The following is a 25571-nucleotide window of genomic DNA, read 5'->3' on the forward strand; positions in this document are numbered from 1 at the left end:
GCCCCCGCACACGCGGGCGGCGCACCTACGCGGCCGGAGCCAACCAGGCGTCCTGGAACAGCACGCTGCCGTTTGGCAGCACCGTGAATCCGTGCACCTCGCTCGTCGTCGCCTTGAGGTTCGACGGGAAGAAGAGCGGCACGTAGGGCACGTCGTCCGCGAGGATCTGCTGAATCTCGGCGTAGATCTCCGTGCGCTCCGGCCCCTCCGGGGTGGTGCGGCCCTCGTGCATCAGCTCCGTGACGCGATCGTTCGTGTAGTGCGTCCAGTACGACTTGCTGAACCCCTCGGGATCCGCCTGGAACGTGATGAAGCCGTTCGGGTCGGGCGCGTCTGACTGGCCGCTATTGAGCATAAAGTCGAAGTCGTACGCGAAGAATCGCTCGCGGAACACCGCGATGTCGAGCTGCTCGATCTCGACGTCAATGCCAATCTTGCCGAGCGACTCCTGCAGGATCTGCGCGATCTGGGCGCGCTGGGCGTTGCCGCTCGCGAGCAGCAGGGTGGTCGAGAAACCGTCGGGGTACGCCGACTTCGCGAGCTCCGCCTTCGCCGCCTCGAGGTCGAACTCGAGCGGTTCGACGGTGTCGTTCGCCGAGTCGGTGATCGTGGGCGGGAGCAGGGCGTTCGCCACCTCGGCGGTATCGAAGGTCGTGGCCGCGGTGATCCCCTCCCGGTCGATTGCGTGTGCGATCGCGCGGCGCACGTTCCGGTCGGCGAACTCCTCGCGCTGCGTGTTGAAGAACACCTGCTCGGTGGACCAGCCAGGGGTCTGCGAGAGCTCAGTGTCTGCGGCCGCGGCCACCTCGGCAGCGTTGGCCGCCGGAACCGTGTCGATGGCGTCGATCTGCCCGGCTGCGAGCTGCTGCCGCAGTTGCGTGTCGTCCGCGATCACCCGGTAGACGAGTCCGTCGAGGTAGGGCTTGCCCTCCTGCCAGTAGTGCTCGTTCTTCACGAAGCTGAGATCCCCGTTCGGGTCCCACTCGGAGAGCACGAACGGCCCGGTGCCAACGGGCTGGGCGAAGAATTCCTCCTCGCTCGCCCCGCCGAAGTCGGCGGGGAAGATCCCGTTCGAGAAGCTCGCGAGCTCCGAGATGAACGGCGTGTACGGCTCGGTGAGCGTGATCGTCACCTCGCGGTCGCCGCTCGCAGCAATGTCGGCGATCGGTGCCGTGAGCGGGAGCGGGCCGCCGACCTCGCGGTGCCGGTTCAGCGAGAACACCACGTCGGCCGGAGTCACCTCCGAGCCGTCGGAGAACTGCAGGCCGTCACGCAGCGTGAACACGTACTCGGTCCCGGCGTCGTCGACCGCGAAGTCCGCGAGCCAGGGCACGATCGTGCCGGTCTCGTCGAAGCTGACGAGCGGCTCGAAGATCTTGTCGATCGCGAACGCGTTGTTCGCGGTGATCTGCTGGTTGAGGTCGAGGTCGTTCGCCGAAGCCGCGCGGCCGAAGGTGAGCGTGCCGCCCGCGACCGGCGTGGCAGTCTCGCCGCCGGCGTCTGGCGCGGCCCCGCCTGAGCAGGCGGAGAGCAGGAGTGCGGCCGCGAGTGCCGTCGCGGCGGCGGCGAGGCGGCGGCGCCTCGGTGCGGGTGCAGTGTTCACTTCGGGTCCTTTCGGGCGGTGGTCTGTGGCGAGTGCGATGGGTCTGGGGCGGGGCTGGGACGGCGCGGGCGCCGGGGGCTACGTGCGCTGGGGGCTACGTGCGCTGGGCCGGATCGCGCCGGGCTTGGCCGCCCGGTGTCGAGTCGCGCCGAGCCGAGTCAGTCGGGGGCGCGGCGCTCGGGCGCGGATCGCTCGGGTGCGGATCGCTCGGGCTCGGATCGCTCGGGTGCGGATCCGCCGCGTCCGGAAGCAGTTCGCGGGGGTCGAGCAGCACGCCCGCTCTGAGCACGCGGACCACAGCACCCTGGTCGGAGAGCGCGCCGGGCTCCCGCGGGTCCCGGCGCAGCAGCACGGCGTCGGCCAGCGCGCCGGGCGCGAGGGTTCCCGCGGTCGAGGCGGCGCGGCTGGCTTCGGCTGGGCCGGCTGCAGCGGTGTCGGATCCTGCACCGCCAAATCCTGCACCGCCGGTTTCGGCGCCGCCGGGCTCGGTGCCGCCGGGCTCGGTGCCGCCGGGCTCGGTGCCGCCGGCCGCCCGCGCGAGGAGCGCGGCCCCGTTCCGGGTCGCGGCGAGGAGCGCCTCCGCGGGATCCAGCCCCGCGGCCACGAGCGCGTCGAACTCCAGCGGAGCGCTGCCGTGCTGGTCAGGAGTGCCGGAGTCGGTGCCGAGCGCGATCGGCAGGCCGGCGTCCCGCGCGATCCGCACCGCGTTCGGGTGCGCAGCGACCGCCTCGGCGACGCGCGCGTCGAACGCTGCGGGCAGCTTTCCGGCTGCGATCATGCGCCGCACCAGGTGATAGATCCGGAGTGTTGGCACGAGGGTGAGCCCGGCGGCCGCGGCCCGAGCCGCCTGGTCGGGGGTGAGAAAGATCCCGTGCTCGATGCTCGTGGCGCCCGCGTCGATCGCGTCGTCGATTGCGGCACCGCCCCAGGCGTGCACCATGACCCCGGCCCCGGCGTCGCCGGCGCGGCGCACCGCGTCGCGCACCTCGGCCGCGGTGAAGATTGGGTCGAGCCCTGCCCCGGCCGGGGCGGCCACGCCCGCCGTGCCAACGAGTTTGACCCACTGCGCGCCGGCCCCGAGCACCGTGTCAACGGCCCGGTCAAGGCCGCCGGCGGCCTCGGCGGCGGCGTGGTCGAGCATCCGCACCGAGAGCTGAACGGCAGGGCGGCGGGTCGCGGGCACCGCGGCGAGCGCGGCGGAGGTCAGGCCGCCCGCGTCGCGCACCGAGGTGATCCCGGCAGCGAGGGTGCGGGCGAGGCCCGCGGCGGTCGCCGCGCGGGTGCCGGCGTCCCCCAGCAGCTCGCGGTCGGCGGCATCGAACGCGTGCCAGGAGGCGTGCACGTGCGCGTCGACAATGCCGGGGATCACCCAGAGGCCGGTGCCGTCGAAGTCGGCGGCTCCGGCGGCGCGGGGTCCCGCAGCTTCCGGGCCCGTCCACTCCACGGCCGGTTGGCCCTCAAGGAACCGCCCCGCGGACCACGCGAGTGTGGCCGGCGCGGCAAAGTCTCCGGTCGGGCTCATCACCCGAGCGCCCCGAATCACCCCCGCTGCGGTGAGCCCGCCGTGGGCGCGCGCAGCCGCCGTCGATCCCTGGTCCATGTGATTAGGCTAGACAGTGTAGATCAAATAGACCACTTCTGCTCGGGGTCGCTGAACCATGCCTCCCCAGCGCGGCGGAACTGCACCCCCGCAGCGGGTACCATGGGAGGGTGTCAAGCTCCACCACTCCTCAGCCCACGCGCTCGACCACCCCATTGGTCCTCGTCCGCGGCCTCTTCCAGCTCGTCGCCATCGTGGCGATCACCGTGTGGGGGTTCATCTCCTGGCCGCTCCCGTTCCCCGGGATCCTCACCGGGCTCGGGCTGCTCGCGCTGTCGGTGCTGCTCTGGGCGCTGTTCCTGTCGCCGCGGCCCGTGCTGCACGTGGACCACTTCGCTGAGGCGCTGTTCGAGCTGCTGTTGCTCGCCGCCGCGGTTGGGGCGCTCCTGAGCCTCGGGATCTTCTGGCTCTGGCCGGCGCTGTACGGTGTGGCTGGCGCGGTCATCGGCTACCTCGCCTCGCGCCGCGGCCGCTAGTCCGTAGGGCTCGGCCGGCGCTCGCGGAGCCGCGCGGAGCGCTGCACGGCCGCCGCTTGGACTCCCCTCGGCCCGACCCGGCGGTCGGCCGCCGCCTGTCCTCCAGCCGACCGTCGCGCGGCGGTCAGCCGCCGGACCGGCCCTGTGGCCCACACCTTGGCGCGCACAGATCCGACCCGTTGCACCAGGTCCGCCCCGCTCCGCCGTGCGAGCATCGGGTCGGATGTGACGCAAGGGGTCGGACTTGCGGGGGCCGGGTCGGGCCTGCCCACACGCGCCCCGAACGCTGCGCGCCGCGCCTGCGCCACACACTCCGCTACCGGCGCCGGGCCCGCGCAAGCGCTCGGCCTACGCATCTGACCCGCCCACGCACCCGCCCGGCGCGCATAGATCCGACCCGTTGCACCAGGTCCGCCCCGCTCCGCCAGGCGAGAACCGGGTCGGATGTGGCGCAAGGGGTCGGATCTGCGACACGAGACACGTAAGACGGCGGATGCGGAGCAGACGGGGCGCCGGGCAAACAGGGGCAGGTGCGGGGCAAACGGGGTGCGGGGCAAACGGGGGGGGCGGGTGCGGGGCGGCCAGCGCGGCCCCGGGCGAACCGCGGAATAGCCACCGCGATCGGGCGGTTGCACCATGCATGACCTCCCAGCACTCAGGCGGCGACACCCCCGCCGATCAGCTCATCCTCGGCCTCGACACCTTCGGCGACATCACGATCGCGCCCGACGGCAGCCGCTCCTCCCACGCGCAGGTGCTGCGCGACGTGGTCGCTCAGGCCGAGCTCGCCGACCGCCTCGGCGTCGACGCGATCACCCTCGGAGAGCACCACCGCGACGACTTCGCGCTGAGCTCCCCCGAGATCGCGCTCGCGGCAATCGCCGGCAAGACCGAGCGGATCCTGCTCGGCACGGGCGTGACGGTGCTCTCGAGCGACGATCCGGTGCGCGTGTACGAGCGCTTCGCGACGCTCGACGCGGTCAGCTCCGGCCGTGCCGAGGTGATCCTGGGCCGCGGCTCGTTCACCGAGTCGTTCCCGCTCTTCGGCTACCGGTTGGAAGACTACGAGACCCTGTTCTCGGAGAAGCTTGAGCTGTTCGCCCGGCTGCGCGCCGAGGGACCCGTCACCTGGTCGGGCCGGCACCGCACCGCGCTCGTTGAGCAGGAGGTCTACCCCAAGACGGAGCAGCCACACGGCGTGAACGCCTGGATCGGGGTGGGCGGCAGCCCCCAGTCGGTGCTGCGCAGCGTGCAGATCGGGATCCCCATGATGCTCGCGATCATCGGCGGGGACCCGGCGCGCTTCCTCCCGTTCGCGGAGCTGTACCGCAGCACCCAGGACGAGCTCGGGCGCGAGCAGATGCCGCTCGGCGTGCACTCCCCCGGCCACATCGCCGCGAGCGATGAGGAAGCCCGTGAGCAGTTGTGGCCGCACTTCCGCGCGAATCGCGACCGGATCGGCGCCGAGCGCGGCTGGCCGGCCACCACCCGCGCCGAGTTTGACCGCGAGGCGGACGCCGGATCCCTCTACGTCGGCTCGCCCGAGACGGTCGCACGGCGGATCGCGTCGACCGTCAGCACGCTGGGCGCCACGCGCTTCGACCTGAAGTACGCGAACGGCACCATGCCGCACGCGCTGCTGATGCAGAGCATCGAACTGTACGGCACCGAAGTGATCCCGCGCGTGCGGGAGCTGCTGCGCGACGAGTCGGCCTAGCGGGCGGACCGGCCTCGCAGGCGGGAAGCGGGCCGGCGGGCCAGCCTCGGGGGCGGTGAGCGGGCCGGCGCCCCCGGGAGTGGGCCCGCGGCCCGAGCCCCGGGAACGCCCGGGCCGCGCCCGAGTCAGGCCCGGCCGCGCGCGGCTCAGGCGGGAGTGACGATCGCGGCCTCGTGGCGCAGCTGCTCGCCCAGCCCGTCCCCGTCGATCACGCGGAGCAGCAGCTCTGCGGCGGCCCGGCCGTACGCGCGCGGCCGCAGGTCCACCCCCACCACGCGGGCGGGCCCGGGCTCGGCGGCCATGGTCGCGAGTTCGACGCCCGCTCCCACGCCCTGCGCTTGCAGGGCGAGCGCGTGCGGCACCACGCTCTGCGCCACCCACAGGAGCGCCCCGCGGCCGGCGGCGGCCGTGTCAGTGAGCACGGCCGCGATCTCCGCGTCGCTCGGCGTCACCGGCACCCGGTGCACGAGCGGATCAATGCCGCGCGCCGCGCACCAATCGGTGTAGCCCTCGACCACCTGCTGCGCCCACAGCGGGGCGCGCGCCTCCGAGATCGCGCCGAGCGCCGGCACCCCCGCGCCGCGGGCGGCGAGCGTGTCGAGCACCTCGGCGGTGAGGCGCCGGTGGTCGGCCGCCACCCAGGCTGCGACGCGCTCGTGCCCGTCGCCCCGGTACTCGCCCACGGCGACGATCGGCGCGGCGCCGAGGCCGGCGATGGCGGCGGGGAATGTCTTCGGGGTGGGATCGACGACCAGCAGGCCGTCGACGTGCGGCCGGGTGCCGTTCGCCGCCGCGGCAGTGCGCAGCAGCAGGTCGTGCCCGTGAGCGGCCGCCACGTCGGCGACACCGAACGCGAACTCCATGTAGAACGCGAGCTCGCGCAGGTCGGCGGGCAGGTCGAGGCCGATCGCGCCGTGCATGCCGCCGCGCAGGCGCTGGGCGGCGCGGTTGGACACGTAGCCCATCGCTTCGGCCTGCGCGAGCACGCGCTGCCGCGTCTCATCCGAGACCCGGCCGCGGCCGTGAAGCGCAGATGAGACCGCGGTTTTAGAGATGCCGAGCGCGTGCGCGATGTCAACGATCGTCACGTCGGAGGAGGCCATGCGGATCAGTCTAGGGGCCGCGCCCCGCGCGGCCCCAGTTTGCGCGCTCCCCGCGATCCGGGTAGGTTTTCCGAGTGCGGGAACGTTCCCGCACCGGGTCGCAGTCGCGTGTACGCGGCGGCACCGCACCGGATCGCAGCCGCCCTCACGCGGCGGCACCACATCGCAGCCGCGTTCGCACGGCCGCACCGCACCACACCGCAGCGGCACCGCGCCGCTAGCCGGCCCCACCCGCACGACAAAGGAGTCCCCGTGTCCGCAGCCACATCGAAAGCCCCCAGCGGGCTCGCCACACTCACCGCACGCGTTGTCATGGGATTCGTGGGCACCTGGGTCTTCGCCCTCATGGCGGCAAACCTCGTGCCAGTGCTCATCGCCGCGATGGTGCAGGATCTCGGCGTCGACATCGCCACCGCGGGCGCCCTCGCCACGGGCATGACCGCCGGATCGGCGATCGCCATGTTCGTGACTACCCGCTTCATCGCCAACGCCGACCGCGCGCGCCTCGGCCGCCTCGGCCTCGTCGCGATGATTCTCGGCTACGGCCTCGCCGCCGCGCTCCTAACCACGCCGGCGGTGATGGGCGGGCTGATGCTCGGCGGAATCGGTGCCGGCATCATGATCGCCACGGGCACCGCTGCCGCGTCCTCCACCCAGAACCCCGACAAGACCGTCACCACGGTCATGGTGATCAACCGGCTCGGCGCCACCGCACTGCTGGCGATCGCGCCCCTGTTCCACAACGATCTCCGCTCGGTGCTCATCGTCATCACCGCCCTCGGCGTGCTCGGCCTCATCCTCGCGGGCGGCCTCCCGAACCTCCCCGGCACCGGCGCGAACGCGGCGAGCACCGCGGCCGCGGCACCGAGCACCGGCAGCAGCACCGCCGAGCGCGCGCTCTCCGCGACCACGATCATCCTCGCGATCTCGATGTGTCTGTGGTCGCTCACCGAGGACATGGTCTACTCGATGACCAGCGTGCTCGCCACGCAGGCCGGGATCACCCCCGAGACGTCGAGCGCGCTGCTCGCCGGCAAGGTGGGCGGCGGCCTCATCGGCGCGCTCCTCGCACCGCTCGCGCTGCGCTGGATCGGCCGCAGCTGGTCGCTCGTGATCATCATCGCAGTGAGCACGATCACGAAGTTCATCATGATCACGAGCGGATCCGCCGTCGCGTACGGCACCTCAATCATCGTGTGGGGCGTGATGTACGGCGCGATCCTCGTGCTCGTCACCGGCCTCGCGGCGGTCATGGACGTGACGGGCCGCGTGGGCGTGATCGTCTCCGGCTTCTACCTCGCCGGAGTCGCGTTCGGCCCGCTCATCGGCGGCCAGCTCGTGGGAACCCTCAGCCCGCTGCAGTACGCGCTCGTGGTCACCGCGCCGAGCGTGCTGTTCGGTGCCGCGCTGTTCGTCATCTCGCGCAGCCGCCGCAAGTTCGAGGACGGCAACACCACGGCGGTCGTCGTGGCCGAACCGGCCGCGGCCCACAACGACGCGGCACCGGCCGGGCGCGCATAGCCCGCGAGGGCGCACCGAGAATCAGGAGCACGCATGCACACACCACAGCTCGCCGAGCGCATCGTCGTCGCGGATCGGGTCCACACCTTCGCCGACGCCCCCTCGGGGGCCAGCCCCGCAACGGCGGTCGCGATCGCGGCCGGCCGGGTGATCGCCGTCGGCACCCCGGAATCGCTCACGGACTTCACCGGCCCCGACACGGTCATTGATGCCCACGCCGGCGCGACGATCGTGCCAGGCCTGGTCGACGGCCACACCCACATCGTGTTTGGCCTTGAGCTGACGCGCGGTGTGCAGCTCACCGACCTCTCGCTCGCGGAGGCGCGCGAACGGCTCGCGATCGCCGCGGCCGCCGCCGCGCCCGACGAGTGGGTGTTCGGCTGGGGCGTCGATCCGAATATCTTCAGCGCGACTGGCTTTTCCGGCCGGATCTTCGACGAGGCGACCGGCGGTCGGCCGATGTTCCTCCGGATGCGCGACGCGCACTCGGCGGTGATCAACAGCGCCGCGATCGCCCTGGTCGGCCTCACCGGCGCCGAGACGTTCAAGGACGAGTCGGCGGTGGGCGTCGACGAGAGCGGCGCCCCCACCGGGTACCTCCTTGAGCTCGCCGCGATGACCCTTGTGCTGGATCGCGTGCCCGTCGAGCCGCTCGCCGAGCGCGCCGAGCGCCTCGCCGCGGTGCTCGCCGGAATGGCCGCGAGCGGGATCACCGGCACCCACGTGATGGACTTCCACCCCGGGAGCCAGGAGGTGCTTGAGCTCCTCGAATCGCGGGGCGACCTGCCCGTGCGGCTGCGGTTCTCGCCGATGGTGCCGCCCGGCGCCGACGACGCAGTGCTGGCCGAGTACGCCGCGCTGCAGGGGCTGCACGGCCGGCGCTGGCGCGTTGAGGGCGTGAAATTTATGATCGATGGCACCGTCGACAACGGCTCGGCGTGGCTCGCCGAGCCCGACTGCTACGGGGAGGGAGTCCGCTCGATCTGGACCGATCCCGAGGCGTATCGGCGCGCGCTCCGATTCTTTGCGGAGCGCGGGATCGCGACGGCAACACACGCGATCGGCGACCGCGGGGTGTCGTTCGTGCTCGATGCGATCGAGTCGCTCGGCGACGTGGCCGGGAAGGCCGCGCACCGGATCGAGCACATCGAGACGATCCCGGACGACACCGTGCCGCGCTTCGCCGCGCTCGGCGTCGCCGCGAGCATGCAGCCGATCCACGGTACCCGCCACACGCGCGCAGACCGGAGCGACAACTGGTCGATCCGGCTGGGCGCCGAGCGCGCGGGGCACGGCTGGCGCTGTAAGGACCTGCGCGACTCCGGGGCGGTGCTCGCGCTGGGCAGCGACTGGCCCGTCACCCCCTACGATCCGCGCGAGATGATGGCCGAGACGGTGCTGCGCTTCCCACTGGCCCGCCCCGAACTCGCCCCGGTGCAGCCCGAGCAGGCGCTCACGGTGCGAGAGGCGCTCGAGGGGTACACCGTGCACGCGGCGCGGGCGATCGGTGCGGTGGACGAGGGCACGCTGACGTCCGGGGCCCGCGCGGCCATCACGGTGTTCGCCAGGGATCCGCTCGCGCTCACCGCGCAAGAGCTCGCGGCGGTTGCCGTGCGCGCCACCTACGTCGACGGCGTGCCCGTCAGCTAGCAGGGGCGCCTGCGCAGCGCGCGCGAGCAGCACACGCCAGGGGCGGGGTGCCAGTGGCACCCCGCCCCTTCCTGTGCGTCACGACGCGCAGCCGCGGCCGCCCAGCGCCCAGCGGTTCAGCGGCGGCGCTGAGCAGCCACCCGCACACCGGCGCTCAGCAGCGCAGCAGCGCACCGGCGCCCAGCGCGCCCGCGTCGGCTACGCGGTCAGCGTGCGCCAGGCCCCCGTCGCGGCGTCCGTCGGCATCCCGTCGAGGATGCGGATCGTGTGCGCGTCGGGGTCAGTGACGATCGTCGCGAGCGTCGCCCAGCGCTCGCCGAACTCCTTCGACATGTCTGCCACGCAGGTGAGCGGCGGCTGCCCCTCCCCCGACACGAGCAGCTCGATCATCTCGGCGGTCGCGCTCGGCAGCCCGCCACCGAGACGCTCGCGCACCAGCGCGAGGCGCTCGGACGAGTCGGGCTCGTAGACCTCGCTCTTCTGGCTCGCCAGCGGGGTCTCGTGCTGGAAGTGGTTGGTGCGCTGCACCGATCCGGCAACCTCGGGGATCGGGAAGATCCCCGCCGGGCTGATCTCCACCGACACGGCACCGGTCGCGTCGACCATGGTGAACGCCGATGACGAGGTGATCGGCGCGGCGCGGATCAGCTCGATCGCCTCGGCGATCGTGGCGCACTCGGTGAGCACCACGCTCGACAGCACGTGCATCGGCACGCCCTGCGCGTGGTCCTCGCGGTGTCCCAAGATATTGAAGTGCAGGCCGAGGCCGGCCTCGTTGACGCCGATCTTGCTGACGATGCCCTGCTCGGTGAGCCCCACGTAGCGGTAGCCCGGTCCCGTGACCTCGTGCGTGTGCCAGAACGAGTCGAACTCGATGTGCCAGTCCCAGGTCTGCACCCCGAAGCGGTGCCCATCGATCACGGCGGTCACCGTGGAGCACTCGCTCGATGCCCGCGGGCTCATCGCGATGATCTCGGTGCGCGCGTTCAGCGACACGATCTGGCTCAGCTTCAGCCCCGCACCCTCGGCGATCCCGGAGAGCTCCTCGACGACCGCGGGGCGCCAGGTGGCGAGAGTCTCGAGCACACGCTCCACCCCGGCTTCCTGCTGATCCGCGGTAACGCCGAGCGTGCGGAACAGGCCCTCGTAGTTCGCGTAGGCGTCGGCGAGCGTTGCGCGCAGCGCGGTTCCGCGCGCAACGCCCAGCTCCCGCCGCGTCGCGCCGCTGAGGTCAAGGTGGAGTCGGGTGGTCTTCTCGGTCATCTCTCGTTCTTTCGTGGGTGCGGGGCTCGCGAGCGAACCCGATCGTTCAGACACGGCTTAGCCCTCGGCGCCAAGCAGCGCGTCCCGCAGGCCGCGCTGTGGCTTCCAACCGGGCCGCGGCGCCGAGGCGATGAGCAGCTTCGTGTACGGTTCCTGCGGGTCGTCGAGCACGGTCGAGACCGGGCCGCGCTCGATGATGCGGCCGTGGCGCATCACCACCACATCGTCGGCGATGTCGCGCACCACCGACAGATCGTGGGTGATGAAGAGGTAGGACAGCCCGTGCTCCTCGCGCAGCCGCTTCAGCAGCTCAAGCACCTGCGCCTGCACCGACACGTCGAGCGCCGAGACGGCCTCGTCGAGCACGATGATCTTCGGCTCGGCCGCCAGCGCCCGGGCGATCGCTACGCGCTGCTTCTGGCCCCCGGAGAGCGCCGCCGGCTTCGCGTCGGCGTGCCGCTCGGTGAGGCCGACCTCGGCGAAGAGTTCGAGCACGCGAGCGCGGCGACCGGCGGCGTCGAGGTCCGGGCGGTGCGCGCGGAGCATCTCGTCGATCGTGACGCTCACGGGGAGGGAACGATTCAGCGATCCCTGCGGATCCTGGAACACCATCTGCACCAGCTTCGCGCGCTCCCGCAGCTGCCGCCGCGCGGTGGTCGGCTTCACCTCGGTGCCCGCGATCCGCACGGTCCCGGCGTCGGCCGATTCGAGGCCCACGATCACGCGAGCGAGCGTCGATTTGCCGGAGCCGGACTCGCCGACCACGGCGAGGCAGGTGCCCTCGCGAAGCTCGCAGCGCACGTTGTCGAGCGCGGTCACACTCGACTTGCGCCCCAGGTGAAAGGTGCGGGTGAGGCCCTGCGCCTCAATGATCGGGGTGTCGCTCATGCGTCCGCCTCCTCGTCGCTGCCGGCACCCGGCGCGGCGCTCGGCGCGGTGGCCGGGTGCCCGTCCGGATAGAGCATTGGGCGCGCCGCCATGAGCGCGCGGGTGTACTCGGTCTTCGGTCGGTCGCGGATGTCCTCGGGGGTGCCGATCTCAAGGATCTCCCCGTCCTTCATCACCGCGAGCCGATCGCACACGGCGGCCGCGAGGTCGAGGTCGTGGGTCACGAAGATCATCGAGAGGCCGTGCTCGCGACGCATCTCGTCGAGGATCGCGACCACCTCCGCCTGCGTGGTCACGTCGAGCGCGGTGGTCGGCTCGTCGGCGAGCAGCAGCTTCGGATCGCCCGAGATCGCCCCGGCGATCACCACGCGCTGCAGCATGCCGCCGGAGAGCTGGTGCGGGTACGAGTTCAGCACGCGCTCGGTGTCGGCGATCCCCACCTGCCGGAGGAGGTCGGCGGCGCGCTCGCGGGCGTCTGCCCGGCTCATGTTGCGCGCGTCGCTCATCCCCTCGACGAGGTAGCGGCCCACGGGCAGCACCGGGTTGAGGGTGCCGTGCGGGTTCTGCGCGATCAGCGCGAGGTCGTTCGCCCGGATCCGGCGCAGCTCTTCGCCGCTCGCCGCGAGCATGTCGGTGCCGTCGAGCTCGATTGCACCCTCGACGCGCGCGCCGGAGGGCTCGATCCCGAGGATGCACTTCAGGGTCATCGACTTTCCGGATCCGGATTCGCCAACGAGTCCAATTGCCTCGCCGGCCGCGAGCGTGATCGAGTTCCCGTGCAGGATCTCGGTCTCACGCCCGGTGTCCGGATCGGTGACGGTGAGTACGAGGCCGTCGATCTTCAGCATCAGCGCGTCCTTCCCGCGGCGCGACGGCCGCCCAGCTGCTCACCGACGTACCCGAACGCCGCGACGGTGATGACGATCATGAGGCCCGCGAAGATGCTCTGCTCCCAGAAGCCCTGCTGCAGCGAGGCCTGCCCGTTCGAGACCATGAGGCCCCAGTCGGGGGTGGGGGGCTGCACGCCGAGGCCGAGGAACGAGAGCGCGGCGAGCTCGATCATTGCGTACCCGAAGTTGATGGTCATGCCGGTCAGGATCTGTGTGCGCACGTTCGGGAGGATGTGCCGCACCGTGATGAAGAAGCCGGAGATTCCCTGCAGCTGCGCCGAGGCGACGTAGGGCAGGTTGCGCTCGCGCAGCGCGACCGAGCGGATCACGCGCGCCGAGTACGGGGTGAAGCCGATCGCGAGCGCCACCGAGGCGGTGAGCAGCGACGGTCCGAAGATCGCGATGGCGAGGATCGCGAGGAGCATGTTGGGGAACGCGAACAGAATGTCGAGCACCCGGCTGATGATCGCGTCGACCTTGCCGCCGAACCACACCGCGGTGAGTGCCAGCGTCGTGGCGAGCGCAGCCGTGATCACGATCACGATCGTGGGGCCGATGAGGCTCGTCCGGGCACCCCAGATGATGCGGGACAGAATGTCGCGGCCCGACTGGTCGGTGCCCATGAGGTGCGCGAGGCTCCACGCCTCGTGGCGGGCGGTCACGCTGCCCTCAAACGGGTCGTATGGCGCGATCACCGGGGCGAAGATCGCCATGAGCACGACGAGGATGATCACCGCGAGGCTCACCATCCCCACCGGCCCGAGACGGCGGCGCAGGAGGCGCCACCCCGAGGTGGGCACGTCGTTGCGGTGCTTGCGCAGCAGCTGCACGGAGACCGTGTCCTGCGCGCGGGTGTTGCGGTCTGGACTCCGCGTGAATCGTTGCTCGGTCATCGCGCTGCCACTCCCTTGCTCAGGCGAACCCTGGGGTCGATCACCGCGTACAGCAGGTCGACGATTAGGTTGATGATGCCAAACGCCAGCACCATGATGAGGGCGATCGCCTGGACGACCGCGAAGTCTTTCTTCTGCACGGAGTTCACGAGCAGGGAGCCGATCCCGTCGAGCGTGAACGCGTACTCGATCACGAACGCGCTCGCGAGCAGGCCCGCGATCTGCGTGCCGATCACCGTGGTGACGGGCAGCATCGAGTTGCGGATCGTGTGCCGCCACAGCACCAGCTGCTTGGGCACGCCGCGCGCGATCGCCATGATCACGTGCTCGGAGTCTTGCTCCTCACGCACGGCGGTGCGCGTGATGCGCGCCACCACGGCGATGCCGGGGAACGCGAGCGCGATCGCCGGCAGGGTGAGGTGCCAGAGCCGGTCGAGGAACCCCTCGCCCGATCCGGACACCGGGAACCACCCGAGAGTGGATCCGAACAGGAACATCAGCACGAGCGCCGCGAAGAACGTGGGGACGGCGAACCCGAGGTTCGAACCGAACACGACGAGCTTCTCGAAGACGCCCGACTTGGTCGCCGCGAGCACCCCGAGCCCCACGCCGAAGACGACGATCAGGATCGCGGCGAACGCTGCGAGGGAGAGCGTGGTGGGAAGTCGGGAGGCTACGAGGGTACTCACGTCCTGCTGCGTGAGCAGCGAGCGGCCGAGGTCGCCCTGCAGCACCCCCATAAACCAGTCCCAGTACCGCACGAGGAAGGGATCGTCCAGCCCGTACTGCGCCCGAATCGAGGCGAGTACCTCCGGCGTCACCGTGCGCCCCTGCACGAGGAACTGCTCGGGGCTTCCCGGGGCCAGGTACATCCCCGAGAACACGATGAAGCTGGACACGATGAGCACGCCGACGAGCGCACCAAGCCGTTTCACTACATAGATCATTGACGATCCCTTCCTGCGCGAGCCGCTACCTGCTCGGCTGCTTACTCGGCCGAGCCGAGGTCAGCGGCCCAGGGGTAGTACAGGTAGACGAACGAGGCGGGTGCGCCGGTGATGCTGTTGTCCATGTACATGCGCACGGCGAGGTCGTTGATCGGCACCCACGGCTGCTCGGCCATGATGAGCGCCTCGGCCTCGACCGTGAGCTCGGCGCGCTTCTGCGCGTCGGGCTCGGCGATCGCCGCGTCGAGCGCCGCGTCGACCTTCGCGTCGGAGAACTTCGCGTAGTTCTGGTCGCTGCCCGTCTTCGCCACGCTGATGAGGTGCAGCAGCGGGTCCGGAGCGCTCAGGTAGTTGGTAGTGACGAAGCCGTCGAAGCCCTTGCGCGCCTCGGGGTCCGAGAAGAACGCGCCGAACTGTGCGCTGGGCACGCCCGTGGGCTCGAGCGTGATGCCGAGCTCCTTCGCGCCGTTCGCCATCTCGTTCAGGATGTCAGCGTAGAAGCTGCGCTCGCTCGGGTAGGCGATCTTGATCGGCTGCGTCAGGTCGACATCAGCGGCCTTCAGCTCTTCCTTCGCAGCGTCGATGTCGAAGCTCAGATCGGGCAGCTCGGTGTCGCGCAGCTCGGCCACGCCGTCGATCGCGTCCCAGGCCGACTGCGGCACGACGGAGCGCGACACGGTGCCGGTGCCCTCGTAGACCGTGTCGGCGATCGCCTGGCGGTCGGTGGCGCGGGTCAGTGCGCGGCGCACGGCGGGATCCCCGAAGAGGCCCTCACCCGTGGAGATGATCGCCATGTCCTGCATGCCCTGGCCGGCGAAGAGCGTGCCGGTGCTGCTCGTCAAGAGCTGGCCGAGCGCCGGAAGCGGCACGTCGTACGAGCCCTGGATCTCGCCCGTAGCGAGGCCGTTCGCGATCGCGGTCGGGTCGACCACGAAGCCGATCTCCACCTGCTTGGCGCGCGCCTGCTTGTCGGCGTTCCAGTAGCCGTCGTAGCGATCGAGGGTGATCGACTGCCCCTGCTTCCAGTTGCCCGGGGTGAACTGCAGCGGGCCGGTGCACATCACGCCGGTGTCCGGGTTGCCGTAGTTCTCGCCCGCCGCGACGCGCTGGTCCTCCTGCACGACCACGCCGATGATGGTGCTCAGCGATGAGGGAAGCGTGTAGTCGGGGGTCTTCAGCGTGATCGTGACCTCGTTGTCGCCGGTTGCCTCGACGCTCGCGATGTTCGCGACCACGCCGCCGCCCCAGTAGCTGCCCTCTGCCGGATCGATGTGGCGGTTGATCGAGAAGACCACGTCGTCGACGGTCATCGGGGTGCCGTCCCAGAACGTCACGTCGTCGCGGATCCCGAGCTGCCACACCTTGCCGTCGCTGGTGTTCGACTCGGTCGCGAGGTTGGGCTGCACCGAGAAGTCGGGCTGCATCTGGAACAGCGGCTCGCACAGGTTCGCGACGATCGTGTTCTCGGGGTAGTTGAATGCCTTGATCGGGTCGAGGCTTGCGAGCTCGCCGTAGGTCGAGTTCCAGCTGACCTTCTCCGCGTCGCTCTTCGCGGCGGGCGTGGTCTGCAGCAGCTCGGTGCCGGCCTCAGCGCCGGACTCGGCCCCTGCGTCGCCGCCGCGGCTGCCGGATGCGCAGCCGGCGAGCGCGAGGCCCGTGACGGCAAGGAGGGCGATTGCTGCCCTCGTCTGTGCGAGTTTCACGTTGTTCTCCATTCGAAGTTTCGTCATTGAATCCCCTGGCCCGGTGAGCACCGAGCGAAGACCCTGCGAGCGATAGTAGCACCCAAAACGATTTGTGAAAAACGGTTTGGTCTGTCACGTTTCCGTAACAGAACTGGGCTATACCCCCCGGTTTCGCCCCCCGTTCCCCGCCGCATGCAAGTATCCTGGCGAGGTGCAGGGAAGCGTGAGACCAACCATCAAGGACGTGGCCAAGGCGGCCGGGGTCTCTCCGACGACCGTGTCACACGCGCTCAACGGGAAGGGCGTGGTGCGCCGCGAGACCGTCGAGCGCATCGAGCGCATCGCCGCCGAGGTGGGCTACCGGCCGAGCGCAATTGCCCGCGGCCTCCAGAACTCGCGACTCGGGCTGCTCGCACTCGTGATCCGCCCGCTGCACAGCCTCGACACGTTCCTCCCGGAGGGCGTCGACTACTTCCTCCGCATGGCCGGCGCGGCATCGCTCGCGGCGCTCGACCGCGGCTACAGCCTCATGCTGATCGACGATCCGACCCGGCCAGACGCCCCGCTCAGCGCCACAGCGGCCGACGCGTACATCGTCACCGAGCCGTTCGAGAACGATCCGGTACTCTCGATGCTCTCGGAGCGCAACATCCCGTTCGTCTCGGTCGGCTCAGACCCCGCCCGGCCCGGCCAGTTCTTCGAGCTCGCCACGCGCGACTGGGAGGAGGCGCTCCTCGTGCTCGACCACCTCGCCGCGGCCGGCGGCACCAGGGTCGCGCTCCTCACCGGCACCGACCAGAACGCGTGGAACCGGGAATCGCAGGACGCCTACCTCGACTGGTGCGCGCGCCGCGGTCAGACCCCCGACCTCGCGGCGTTTCCCGAGGTCGAGGGTGAGGGTGTCGGCGAGGCCGCGGCCGAGCGCTTCTTCGGCGCCGCGGGCACGCACCCCGACGCCGTGTTCTGCCTCACCGGCCGCCACGCGGCGGGCCTGAACGCCGCCGTCGCGGCACGCGGGATCCGGGTACCCGAAGAGCTACTGATCGCAGCGGGATCCGGCGCTATCCAGAACCGTATGTCGAAGCCGAGCGTCACCACGCTCGACCTGCACCCCGAGGGCATCGCGGCGCGCGCCGTCGAGGTCGCCGTGCTGCTTGCTGAGGGGCGCCCGCCCGAGGGGCCGCTCGAGGTGCCGACCGCGACGCTCGATATTCGCGAGTCGACCACCCGCGCCTAGCCGCGCGGGCGCTGACGCGCGCGGCTAGGCGCGTCGTGCGCGCCCGCGCGTCGTGCCCGCCCGCCCTGCGACCGCCCGTGTCTGTCCCGCGCCTCGCGCACCCGCGCCTCGCGCACCCGCGCCTCTCACCCCGCCGAGTGAAGCCATAACGCCCTGTCGCGGGGCCCGAAGGGGGCTTTTCGCTCCACTCGGCGGGGTGTGGCGGGGCACAGGTGGGGCGAGGTGCGGGCGGGGTGTGGCGGGGGCGTGGCACAGCGCAAGCAGGGCGCAGACATGCCACAGGCGGGGTGCCGCGCCGGGCAGCACGCCGGGCACCACGCGGGAGCGCGGGCGAGACGCCGAGTGGAGCCTTAGTGCCCCGTGCGCGAGCCCGAAGGGGAGGTTTGGCTCCACTCGGCGGGGGTTCGCGCGGGCACAGCACGAGGGCACAGCACGCGAGCACAGCACGAGAGCACAGCACGAGAGCACAGCACGCAGGCACAGCACGCGGGAGCGCGAGCACAGCACGCGCGCAGGGAAGCACGCGCAGAAGCCCGGACACACCACGGGCCCCGGCGCAGTGCGCCGGGGCCCGTGGTGTGTGCGAGAAGACTACGCGAGTCGCTGCGCGAGGTTCTCGTCGATCGCGGCGAGGAAGTCCTCGGTCGTGAGGAACGCCTGATCCGGCCCAACGAGCAGCGCGAGATCCTTGGTCATCTTGCCCGACTCGACGGTCTTGATCACCACGTCCTCGAGCGTGTGCGAGAACTCGATGAGCTCCTGGTTGTTGTCGAGCTTGCCGCGGTGCGCGAGGCCGCGCGTCCACGCGAAGATCGACGCGATCGGGTTGGTCGACGTCGGCTTGCCCTGCTGGTGCTGACGGTAGTGCCGCGTGACGGTGCCGTGCGCGGCCTCAGCCTCGACGATCTTCCCGTCCGGCGTCGCGAGCACGGAGGTCATCAGGCCGAGCGAGCCGAAGCCCTGCGCCACGGTGTCCGACTGCACGTCGCCGTCGTAGTTCTTGCATGCCCAGACGTAGCCGCCCTCCCACTTCATGGCCGAGGCGACCATGTCGTCGATGAGGCGGTGCTCGTAGGTGAGCCCGGCTGCCTCGAACTGGTCCTTAAACTCGGTGTCGAAGATCTCCTGGAAGATGTCCTTGAAGCGGCCGTCGTAGGCCTTCAGGATCGTGTTCTTCGTGGAGAGGTACACGGGGTAGTTGCGCGAGAGGCCGTAGTTCAGCGATGCGCGCGCGAAGTCGCGGATCGAGGCGTCGAGGTTGTACTGCACCTGCGCGATGCCGTCGCCGGGCGACTGGTAGACCTCGAACTTCTGCGGCTCACCGCCGTCCTTCGGCGTGAACTCGACCGTGAGGGTGCCCTCGCCGGCGAAGCGGAAGTCGGTGGCGCGGTACTGGTCGCCGAACGCGTGGCGGCCGATGATGATCGGCTTGTTCCAGCCGGGCACGAGGCGCGGGATGTTGGAGATGATGATCGGCTCGCGGAAGATCACGCCGCCGAGGATGTTGCGGATCGTGCCGTTCGGGCTGCGCCACATCTTCTTGAGGCCGAACTCCTCGACGCGGGCCTCGTCGGGGGTGATCGTGGCGCACTTGACGCCAACGCCGTGCTTCTGGATCGCGTGTGCGGCATCGATCGTCACCTGATCGTCGGTCGCGTCGCGGTGCTCCATGCCCAGGTCGTAGTACTCGAGCGTGACGTCGAGATACGGGTGGATCAGGCGATCCTTGATGAACTGCCAGATGATACGAGTCATCTCGTCGCCGTCGAGTTCGACGACGGTTCCTGCAACCTTGATCTTCGCCAACGCTTCTCCCAGATTCGTGTGTTGATGAGCTCGGAGGCGCGCGGCTTCGTGTGCGCCACGCGCTGAATTCTTTCGGCCGCGGCGGAGCAATCGCACCGCATGCCAGGTCCGGTAGGACCGGGAACCACTCTACCCGAGTTCTGCAGAGTCTCTCGGCGTCGAGATAATTTTGCTCGTGCGCGGGGCGCGCTATCTGGCGTTCAGGGCCGCGGCGTCGCCGAGGATCTGGCCGACGGCGAACACTGCGGCGACGTGCAGGTCCGGATCGAGCACGACCAGATCGGCGACGAGCCCCGGGGCGAGGTCGCCCGCATCAGCCCATCCCACCGCGCGCGCGGGTGTGGTGGAGGTCTTCCGCACGGCGGCGCGCAGCTCGGCCTCGGATCCGGCGCCGGCGGCGATCCGGAAGAGCACGTCCATGGTCACCGTGCTGCCCGCGATGGTCTCGGTTCCAGCGAGTTTCGCGACGCCCTTGCGCACCTCCACGGCAAGCTCGCCGAGTCGGTAGTCGCCGTCGCCGCAGGCAGCGGCGCCCATGGCGTCGGTCACGAGCGCGACCCGCTCGTCTCCCACCCGCTCGGCGATCCAGCGCGCGAGGCTGGGGTGCAGGTGGGTGCCGTCGGCGATGAGCTCGACGGTCACGCGCGAGTCCTCGAGCAGCGCCAGAATCGGGCCGGGCTCGCGGTGGTGCAGCGCGGGCATCGCGTTGAAGAGGTGGGTGGCGACGGTTGCCCCGGCGGCGAGCGCGGCGCGCGTCTGCTCGTAATCGGCGTCGGTGTGGCCCAGCGCGACCGTCACGCCCGCGCCAACCAGGCGCTCAATCGCGGCGAGCGCTCCCGGCAGTTCGGGGGCGATCGTCACCATGCGGATGGCGCCGTCCGCTGCGGCCAGCAGCGCGTCGATCTCTGCCGGATCGGGGGCCCGCAGCTGGGCGACGTCGTGCGCGCCGGCGCGCTTCTGGCTCAGCCACGGCCCCTCGAGGTGGATCCCACCGAGCTCGCCGGCCGCCACGAGCGGAGCAAGCCGCTCGACCTGCGCCAGCAGGGACGCCCGGTCCGCCGTGACGAGGCTCGCCATCGTGCGGGTGGTGCCGCGTGCGCGGTGCGCGTCGCGCGCGGCGAGGGCACCGCCTCGATCCCCGTCGGGGTAGTCGCTGCCGCCTCCGCCGTGGACGTGAATATCAACAAAACCGGGCACGATCGTGTGCTCGGGGTACGCGCGGTCGGGGGTGCGCGGCGGCGTGCCGGCACCGAGCGCGCGCACGCGGCCCGCGTCGATCTCCACCCAGCCCGGGCGGTGCACCGTCTCGCTCGTGACGACGCGGCCCGCCGCGATCAGCATGGCTACCGCGCCCCGGCGCCCGCGGGCCGGTGGCGTTCGACGTGCTCGTAGTACTCGGTGTGACGCAGCTGGCTCGCGGCCGCGCGGTCGATGATCACGGTGGCGCGGCGGTGCAGTTGGAGCGCGCTTGCCGGGCACAGGCTCGCGAGCGGCCCCTCGATCATCGCCGCGACCGCGGCGGCCTTCGCCTCGCCCTGCGCCACGAGCAACGCCTCGCGGGCGTCGAGGATCGTGCCGAGGCCCTGCGTGATGCAGTGCAGGGGCACATCCTCGAGCCGGTCGAAGAAGCGCGCGTTGTCGGCGCGCGTCTGCGGGGCGAGGGTCTTCACCCGGGTGCGCGAGCCGAGGGACGACATCGGTTCGTTGAAGCCGATGTGTCCGTTTGCGCCGATGCCGAGGAGCTGCAGGTCCACGCCGTCCGCCTCAGCGATCAGGCGTTCGTAGTCGTCGCCCGCCGCGGTGAGGTCGGCGGCGCCACCGTCGGGGACGTGCACGCGGGCCGGATCGAGGCCGAGCGGCTCGGTGACGGTGCGCCGGATCACCTCGTGGTAGCTCTCCGGGTGGCGGAGGTCGAGGCCGACGTACTCGTCGAGCGCGAACGCGCTCACCCGTGCGCAGTCGAGGTTGCCGGCGCGCACGCGCTCGGCGAGGGCCGAGTAGGTGCCAATCGGCGAGGACCCGGTGGCGACCCCCAGCGCCGCCTCCGGCTGTCTGTGGATCAGCTCGGCGATGAGGTCTGCGGCGCGCTCAGCGACCGCCTCCGCGTCTGCAACGATGACGACGTCCACGGGTCCTCCAGGGGTTCGATGGTGCTGCGGCGCGCGCCCGGCGGTGAGCCGGCGAGCCCGCCGCGGGCGCAGTACAGGACCAGGATAGGGCCCCGGCCCGGGTCGCACGCAATGCCGCGGAGGCGCGCGCCCGACGAACGCCCCTGAGATCCGCCCCCGGGCCGCGTGCGGTCGGGCACCCCGGGCCCCGTCGGATCGGTCGTACCCGACCCCTCGGATCCGGCACCCCGGGCCGCCGGAGCGCGCACCCCGCCTACGCGGATCCGGCGAGGGCCATCCGACTTGAGAGCTCGGAGCGGGAGTTCACCTCAAGCTTCTTCATCGCGCGGGCAAGGTGGTTCTCCACGGTGCGCACGCTGAGCGAGAGGCGATCCGCGATCTCCCGGTTCTGCATGGTGGCCGCCAGCATCGTGACCTCTCGCTCGCGCTTCGTGAGGTGCGCTTCCTGCCGCTCGACCCCAACCTCAGTGGCAACGATCGTGAGGCCGGAGGCGAGCAGCGCGCGGAGCTCGTGCATGGTCGCGGCGAGCTGCTCAGAGAACGGATCACTGGCGCCGGGCACGTCGCGCTGCCGCTGCCGGCACACGGCGTCGAGCAGCGTGATCGCGGTGGCGATTTCCGCGTCGAGGGCGAGGTGCTGCACGTTGCGCAGGAGCGCCGCGTCCCCGTGGAGCGCGCCGCGCACCAGGTCCATGAGCGGCTGCGAGCCGTAGCCGGAATCGGCGCCCACGCGCTGCAGCTGCGCGAACACCGTGTCGCTCGGCTGCTCGGTAAACGCCACCGCGGCGTAGGTCCACGCGGCGTCGCTCAGCTCGATCGCATGGCACTGCTCGGAGGTGCGCAGCAGGAGCGCCACCGCGGCGTCGAGGTCGTCCTCGAGGAGCAGGTGGATCGCCTCCCCAAACGCGGGGTCCATCGCGGGCAGCGGGCCGTAGAACTCCGGGTAGCGTTCGGTCTCAACGAGCACCGACCGCGCGAGATCCGGTTCGCCGTGTCGGTAGTGCAGGTAGGCGGCCCACCGCAGCTGCGCCACGAAGTACACCGCGTAGCCCTGATTTGGGGTGCCGAGCGCGAGCGTGACGTTGACGGTCTCCGTGGCGAGCAGGTCCCTGAACGTGGCCGCCTGCTGCTGAGCGAGGAAGTATGTGCTGACGGTGATCCGACGGTTGTCGGTGCCCGCGCGGGACGCGTCGAACTCAGCGTGGAGCTCCTGCTCGTACACGTCCGGGCTCGCTTCACGGAAGCGCAACACGGTGTTCGCGACGTTGACCAGGAAGGTTTGGATGTCGAATGCGGGGTCGAGGGTGTCGCCCGGGAGCGGCTTGGTGATTCGGCCGGTGATCACCCCGATGAAGTGGTGAATCGAACGCGAGAACCCGTCGCGCAGCTTGGCAGCACGCTCCCACCAGCCGAGCACCCACGGTTCCATGCCGTACCGGGAGAACACCAGGTACGCGGTGAACGCCGAGTAAGCGGCGAGCGCCGTCTCGTCGGTTTCCGAGGCGAGGATCGCCTCGATCCGCTCGCGAGCCTCCTCAGGGTGCGCCTGGGTGGCCCAAAACAGCTCGTGCATCCCGAGCCGGATCGAGAGTGGGTCGGCCCCACGGGGGATCGGGTTCGCGAACACGCGCGTCGCTGACTGCGCATAGGTGTCCGTGTCGAGGAGCAGGTCGAGGTAGGCCACCGCGGTGGGCACCGACGGCTCCCGGCGCCACTCCCGCGCGCTGCGGGCAAGGAGGTGGGCGGTCTCGGTGCGGTGGAAGCGTGCGCTGCCCGTGCCCCGGTTGTGCGTGCGATCGAAGGTCTTCGCCCGCGCAACCATCCCGTTCGTGCGGGTGAGCGCGCGATCCTTGGCCGCCGGATCCTCAAGCTCGCGCAGCAGGCTCAGCGCCTCGTAGTAGCGGGAGTCGATCGGCATTTCCTGGAAGTAGTCGATGATGAGCGACGGCCGTGGCGCGACGTGGGTGTCGCCGTTCGCGCCGGCGAAGGTCGTGAGCAGCCCCTGCTTCGTCAGCCCGAGCAGCTCGTCGCGGGCGAGGTCGCGGAAGCGCTCCGTGGTGACGCTCTCCGAGAGGGCCAGCGCGTGGAGCGCGCGCAGCTCGGGAACGCTGAGGTGCCGGATCATTTGCTCGACGGTGGTGCGCAGGTGCACGTTCCAGAGCGCGTTTGCGTTGAGCGCCCACCCGTTCTCCTGCTCCACAATGTGCTGTTCCCGCGCAGCCGAGCGCAGGATCGCCACCGCGATCCCGGTAATTCCCGACGACATTGTGAGCACTCGCGCGATCACCTCCGGCTGTGCAGGCGCGCCGAGCACGCGCTGCGCGAGCAGGCTGATCTGCGCGTAGCCCAGCGGTTCGAGTTCGAGCCGGGCGGTGGTGCGGATCTTGTGCGAAGCGGCTCTGCCGTGATCGTCGAGCATCACAAACGGCGGCGCAACCACCACGGTCGGGGTATCGCGTCGACTTCGCAGCTGCTCGAGCAGGTAGGCCGACGTGAGATCGAGGTGTTCGGCGTCGTCGATCAGCAGCACCGGGTGGGCCGCGGGCGCAACGCTCTGCAGCAGCTCATCGCCGATGTCGCTCTCGCTCTGCGCGCCCCGCAGCTGCACCAACCCGGCCTCACGGAGCGCCACGTACTGCTGATCCCGGAATGAGCGGCGACCCGTGACGTGGAAGACCGTGAACCCGCGCGACTCCATGTCTGCCGCGAGCTGCCCCAGGAGGTGCGTCCTCCCGGTCTCTGAGGGCGCGACGAGGCGCACGGACTCCCCCTCGAGTAGCAGTGTTCGAAGTTCGCGAATTTCCCTCGCACGCATGGATCCGCCCCCCGGCTTGTCCCCAAGACTCACCCCGATCTGGGGTAGTCAGCACAGTGAAAGTCTATGATCCATCGGCTGCGGGCGCGCGACCCGGGCCGTGCGTCGCTGTGCTAGCCTGAGCGCGCCCAACGACGGGCGCGGCGTCCGCACGGGCGCCGTCTTCTACAACGGATCGTCCGGCACGTGCCTGCCGGTGGAGGACACACATGTCAACAATCTCATTTGATGGCGTCACTCGGGTGTACCCCGGGAGCAGCCGACCGTCGGTCGATTCCCTCGACCTCGACATCGCAGACGGCGAGTTTCTCGTGCTCGTCGGCCCATCCGGCTGCGGCAAATCGACCACGCTGCGCATGCTCGCGGGACTCGAGGAAATCGACTCGGGGCGGATCCTGATCGGCGACCAGGACGTCACCGACACCCCGCCCAAGGATCGCGACATCGCGATGGTGTTCCAGAACTACGCGCTCTACCCGCACATGACCGTTGCCGAGAACATGGGCTTCGCGCTCAAGATCGCCGGCGTCGGCAAGGAGGAGCGCGCGGCGCGCGTCGGCGCGGCCGCCCGCATGCTCGACCTTGAGCCACTGCTCGATCGCAAGCCGAAAGCGCTCTCCGGCGGCCAGCGTCAGCGGGTCGCGATGGGGCGCGCGATCGTGCGGCAGCCGCAGGCGTTCCTGATGGACGAGCCGCTGTCAAACCTCGACGCGAAGCTCCGCGTGCAGACGCGCACGCAGATCGCAGCGCTGCAGCGGCGGCTCGGGGTCACCACCGTCTACGTGACCCACGATCAGACCGAGGCGCTCACCATGGGCGACCGGATCGCCGTGCTCAACGAGGGCAAGCTGCAGCAGCTGGGTACGCCGCGCGAGCTGTACGAGACCCCGGACAACATCTTCGTAGCCGGGTTCATCGGATCCCCGGCAATGAACCTGTTTGACGCCGAGATCGCCGGCGACGCAGTGCTCGTGGGCGGAACCGCGGTGCAGATCGCCGCCGACGTGCGCGCCCGGGCGAGCACGTCAGCGGTTGTGGTGGGAGTGCGCCCGGAGGACCTCGCGCTCGCCCCAAGCGGCGCCGCGGGCCTGTCGGTGGTGGTCGACCTCATCGAGGAGCTCGGTGCCGACGGGTACCTGTACGGACACCTCGCGAACACCGAGGCCCGCGTCGACGTGGTCGCCCGGGTGGACGGCCGCGCGCACCCCGCCGCGGGTGAGACCGTGACGCTCGCGCCCGCCGCCGCGCACCTGCACCTCTTCGACGCGGCGACCGGCCTCCGGCTGGGGTAGGCTCGCGCGCCGCGCGGGCTGCGCCGCTGCGCCGCATGCCGCGCCGCCGAACTCAC

At 70.9% G+C, this 25571-nt stretch carries 19 protein-coding genes; 6 read left to right on the forward strand and 13 right to left on the reverse strand.

The window, feature by feature from the left end; translation table 11 throughout:
* Window positions 1-25 precede the first annotated feature (25 nt).
* Together EV139_RS03305 and EV139_RS03310 are read right to left on the reverse strand one after the other, a co-directional pair.
* Window positions 26-1603: an ABC transporter substrate-binding protein gene (locus EV139_RS03305; RefSeq protein WP_130452921.1), complete on the reverse strand. Its 1578-nt coding sequence runs from the start codon at window positions 1601-1603 to the stop codon at window positions 26-28.
* 94 nt (window positions 1604-1697) lie between these two features.
* On the reverse strand, window positions 1698-3203 hold the full coding sequence (locus tag EV139_RS03310) for an amidohydrolase family protein (protein WP_130452922.1): 1506 nt from the start codon (window positions 3201-3203) through the stop codon (window positions 1698-1700).
* Window positions 3204-3313: 110 nt separating this feature from the next.
* Between EV139_RS03310 and EV139_RS03315 the strand changes: the two genes are divergently transcribed.
* Together EV139_RS03315 and EV139_RS03320 are read left to right on the forward strand one after the other, a co-directional pair.
* Window positions 3314-3679 carry a DUF2568 domain-containing protein gene (locus tag EV139_RS03315; protein WP_157992975.1) on the forward strand — a complete coding sequence of 122 codons (366 nt, stop codon included), beginning with the start codon at window positions 3314-3316 and terminating at the stop codon, window positions 3677-3679.
* 640 nt (window positions 3680-4319) lie between these two features.
* Window positions 4320-5396, forward strand: a complete 1077-nt coding sequence (locus EV139_RS03320) for an LLM class flavin-dependent oxidoreductase (RefSeq protein WP_130452924.1) — start codon at window positions 4320-4322, stop codon at window positions 5394-5396.
* Between the two features lie 146 nt (window positions 5397-5542).
* Here the strand turns inward: EV139_RS03320 and EV139_RS03325 are convergent, their stop codons facing one another.
* Window positions 5543-6499 carry a LacI family DNA-binding transcriptional regulator gene (locus EV139_RS03325; RefSeq protein WP_130452925.1) on the reverse strand — a complete coding sequence of 319 codons (957 nt, stop codon included), beginning with the start codon at window positions 6497-6499 and terminating at the stop codon, window positions 5543-5545.
* A 252-nt stretch (window positions 6500-6751) separates the two neighbouring features.
* Here EV139_RS03325 and EV139_RS03330 point away from each other — a divergent pair, with 252 nt between their 5' ends.
* Window positions 6752-8020, forward strand: a complete 1269-nt coding sequence (locus EV139_RS03330; protein ID WP_241988957.1) for an MFS transporter — start codon at window positions 6752-6754, stop codon at window positions 8018-8020.
* Window positions 8021-8053: 33 nt separating this feature from the next.
* Window positions 8054-9670 (forward strand): amidohydrolase, encoded by a 1617-nt coding sequence (locus EV139_RS03335; RefSeq protein WP_130452926.1) that lies wholly within the window; start codon window positions 8054-8056, stop codon window positions 9668-9670.
* A gap of 198 nt (window positions 9671-9868) precedes the next feature.
* Here EV139_RS03335 and EV139_RS03340 read toward each other — a convergent pair whose 3' ends face one another.
* From EV139_RS03340 to EV139_RS03365, 6 genes are read right to left on the reverse strand one after another with little or no spacing between them, the layout of a single operon-like run.
* Window positions 9869-10933: a C45 family autoproteolytic acyltransferase/hydrolase gene (locus tag EV139_RS03340; protein ID WP_130452927.1), complete on the reverse strand. Its 1065-nt coding sequence runs from the start codon at window positions 10931-10933 to the stop codon at window positions 9869-9871.
* Between the two features lie 57 nt (window positions 10934-10990).
* Window positions 10991-11821 carry an ABC transporter ATP-binding protein gene (locus EV139_RS03345; protein WP_130452928.1) on the reverse strand — a complete coding sequence of 277 codons (831 nt, stop codon included), beginning with the start codon at window positions 11819-11821 and terminating at the stop codon, window positions 10991-10993.
* Entirely contained in the window at window positions 11818-12669 is an 852-nt protein-coding gene (locus EV139_RS03350) for an ABC transporter ATP-binding protein (RefSeq protein WP_130452929.1), read from the reverse strand. The genes EV139_RS03345 and EV139_RS03350 overlap by 4 nt, the downstream gene beginning before the upstream one ends.
* Window positions 12669-13604, reverse strand: coding sequence for an ABC transporter permease (locus tag EV139_RS03355; protein ID WP_130452930.1), 936 nt, complete (start codon window positions 13602-13604; stop codon window positions 12669-12671). The genes EV139_RS03350 and EV139_RS03355 overlap by 1 nt, the downstream gene beginning before the upstream one ends.
* Window positions 13601-14551 (reverse strand): ABC transporter permease, encoded by a 951-nt coding sequence (locus EV139_RS03360; protein WP_130452931.1) that lies wholly within the window; start codon window positions 14549-14551, stop codon window positions 13601-13603. The genes EV139_RS03355 and EV139_RS03360 overlap by 4 nt, the downstream gene beginning before the upstream one ends.
* A gap of 41 nt (window positions 14552-14592) precedes the next feature.
* Window positions 14593-16281, reverse strand: a complete 1689-nt coding sequence (locus EV139_RS03365) for an ABC transporter substrate-binding protein (RefSeq protein ID WP_237464538.1) — start codon at window positions 16279-16281, stop codon at window positions 14593-14595.
* A gap of 178 nt (window positions 16282-16459) precedes the next feature.
* Here EV139_RS03365 and EV139_RS03370 point away from each other — a divergent pair, with 178 nt between their 5' ends.
* Window positions 16460-17473: a LacI family DNA-binding transcriptional regulator gene (locus tag EV139_RS03370; protein WP_241988958.1), complete on the forward strand. Its 1014-nt coding sequence runs from the start codon at window positions 16460-16462 to the stop codon at window positions 17471-17473.
* 591 nt (window positions 17474-18064) lie between these two features.
* On the opposite strand, the gene EV139_RS03375 is transcribed toward EV139_RS03370, so the two are convergent.
* From EV139_RS03375 to EV139_RS03390, 4 genes are all read right to left on the reverse strand, one after another.
* A complete protein-coding gene (locus EV139_RS03375; protein ID WP_130452933.1) occupies window positions 18065-19279 on the reverse strand; it encodes an NADP-dependent isocitrate dehydrogenase in 1215 nt (404 codons plus the stop codon).
* Window positions 19280-19468: 189 nt separating this feature from the next.
* Entirely contained in the window at window positions 19469-20620 is a 1152-nt protein-coding gene (gene nagA, locus EV139_RS03380; protein WP_130452934.1) for an N-acetylglucosamine-6-phosphate deacetylase, read from the reverse strand.
* A 2-nt stretch (window positions 20621-20622) separates the two neighbouring features.
* A complete protein-coding gene (gene nagB / locus EV139_RS03385; protein WP_130452935.1) occupies window positions 20623-21408 on the reverse strand; it encodes a glucosamine-6-phosphate deaminase in 786 nt (261 codons plus the stop codon).
* Window positions 21409-21661: 253 nt separating this feature from the next.
* On the reverse strand, window positions 21662-24169 hold the full coding sequence (locus tag EV139_RS03390; protein ID WP_198677436.1) for a helix-turn-helix transcriptional regulator: 2508 nt from the start codon (window positions 24167-24169) through the stop codon (window positions 21662-21664).
* 263 nt (window positions 24170-24432) lie between these two features.
* Between EV139_RS03390 and EV139_RS03395 the strand changes: the two genes are divergently transcribed.
* The gene (locus tag EV139_RS03395; protein ID WP_130452937.1) at window positions 24433-25515 is read left to right on the forward strand and encodes an ABC transporter ATP-binding protein; all 1083 of its coding nucleotides are present in this window, start codon (window positions 24433-24435) and stop codon (window positions 25513-25515) included.
* Window positions 25516-25571 lie beyond the last annotated feature (56 nt).

This window comes from Leucobacter luti (genome assembly GCF_004217175.1).
Taxonomy (GTDB): Bacteria; Actinomycetota; Actinomycetes; order Actinomycetales; family Microbacteriaceae; genus Leucobacter; species Leucobacter luti.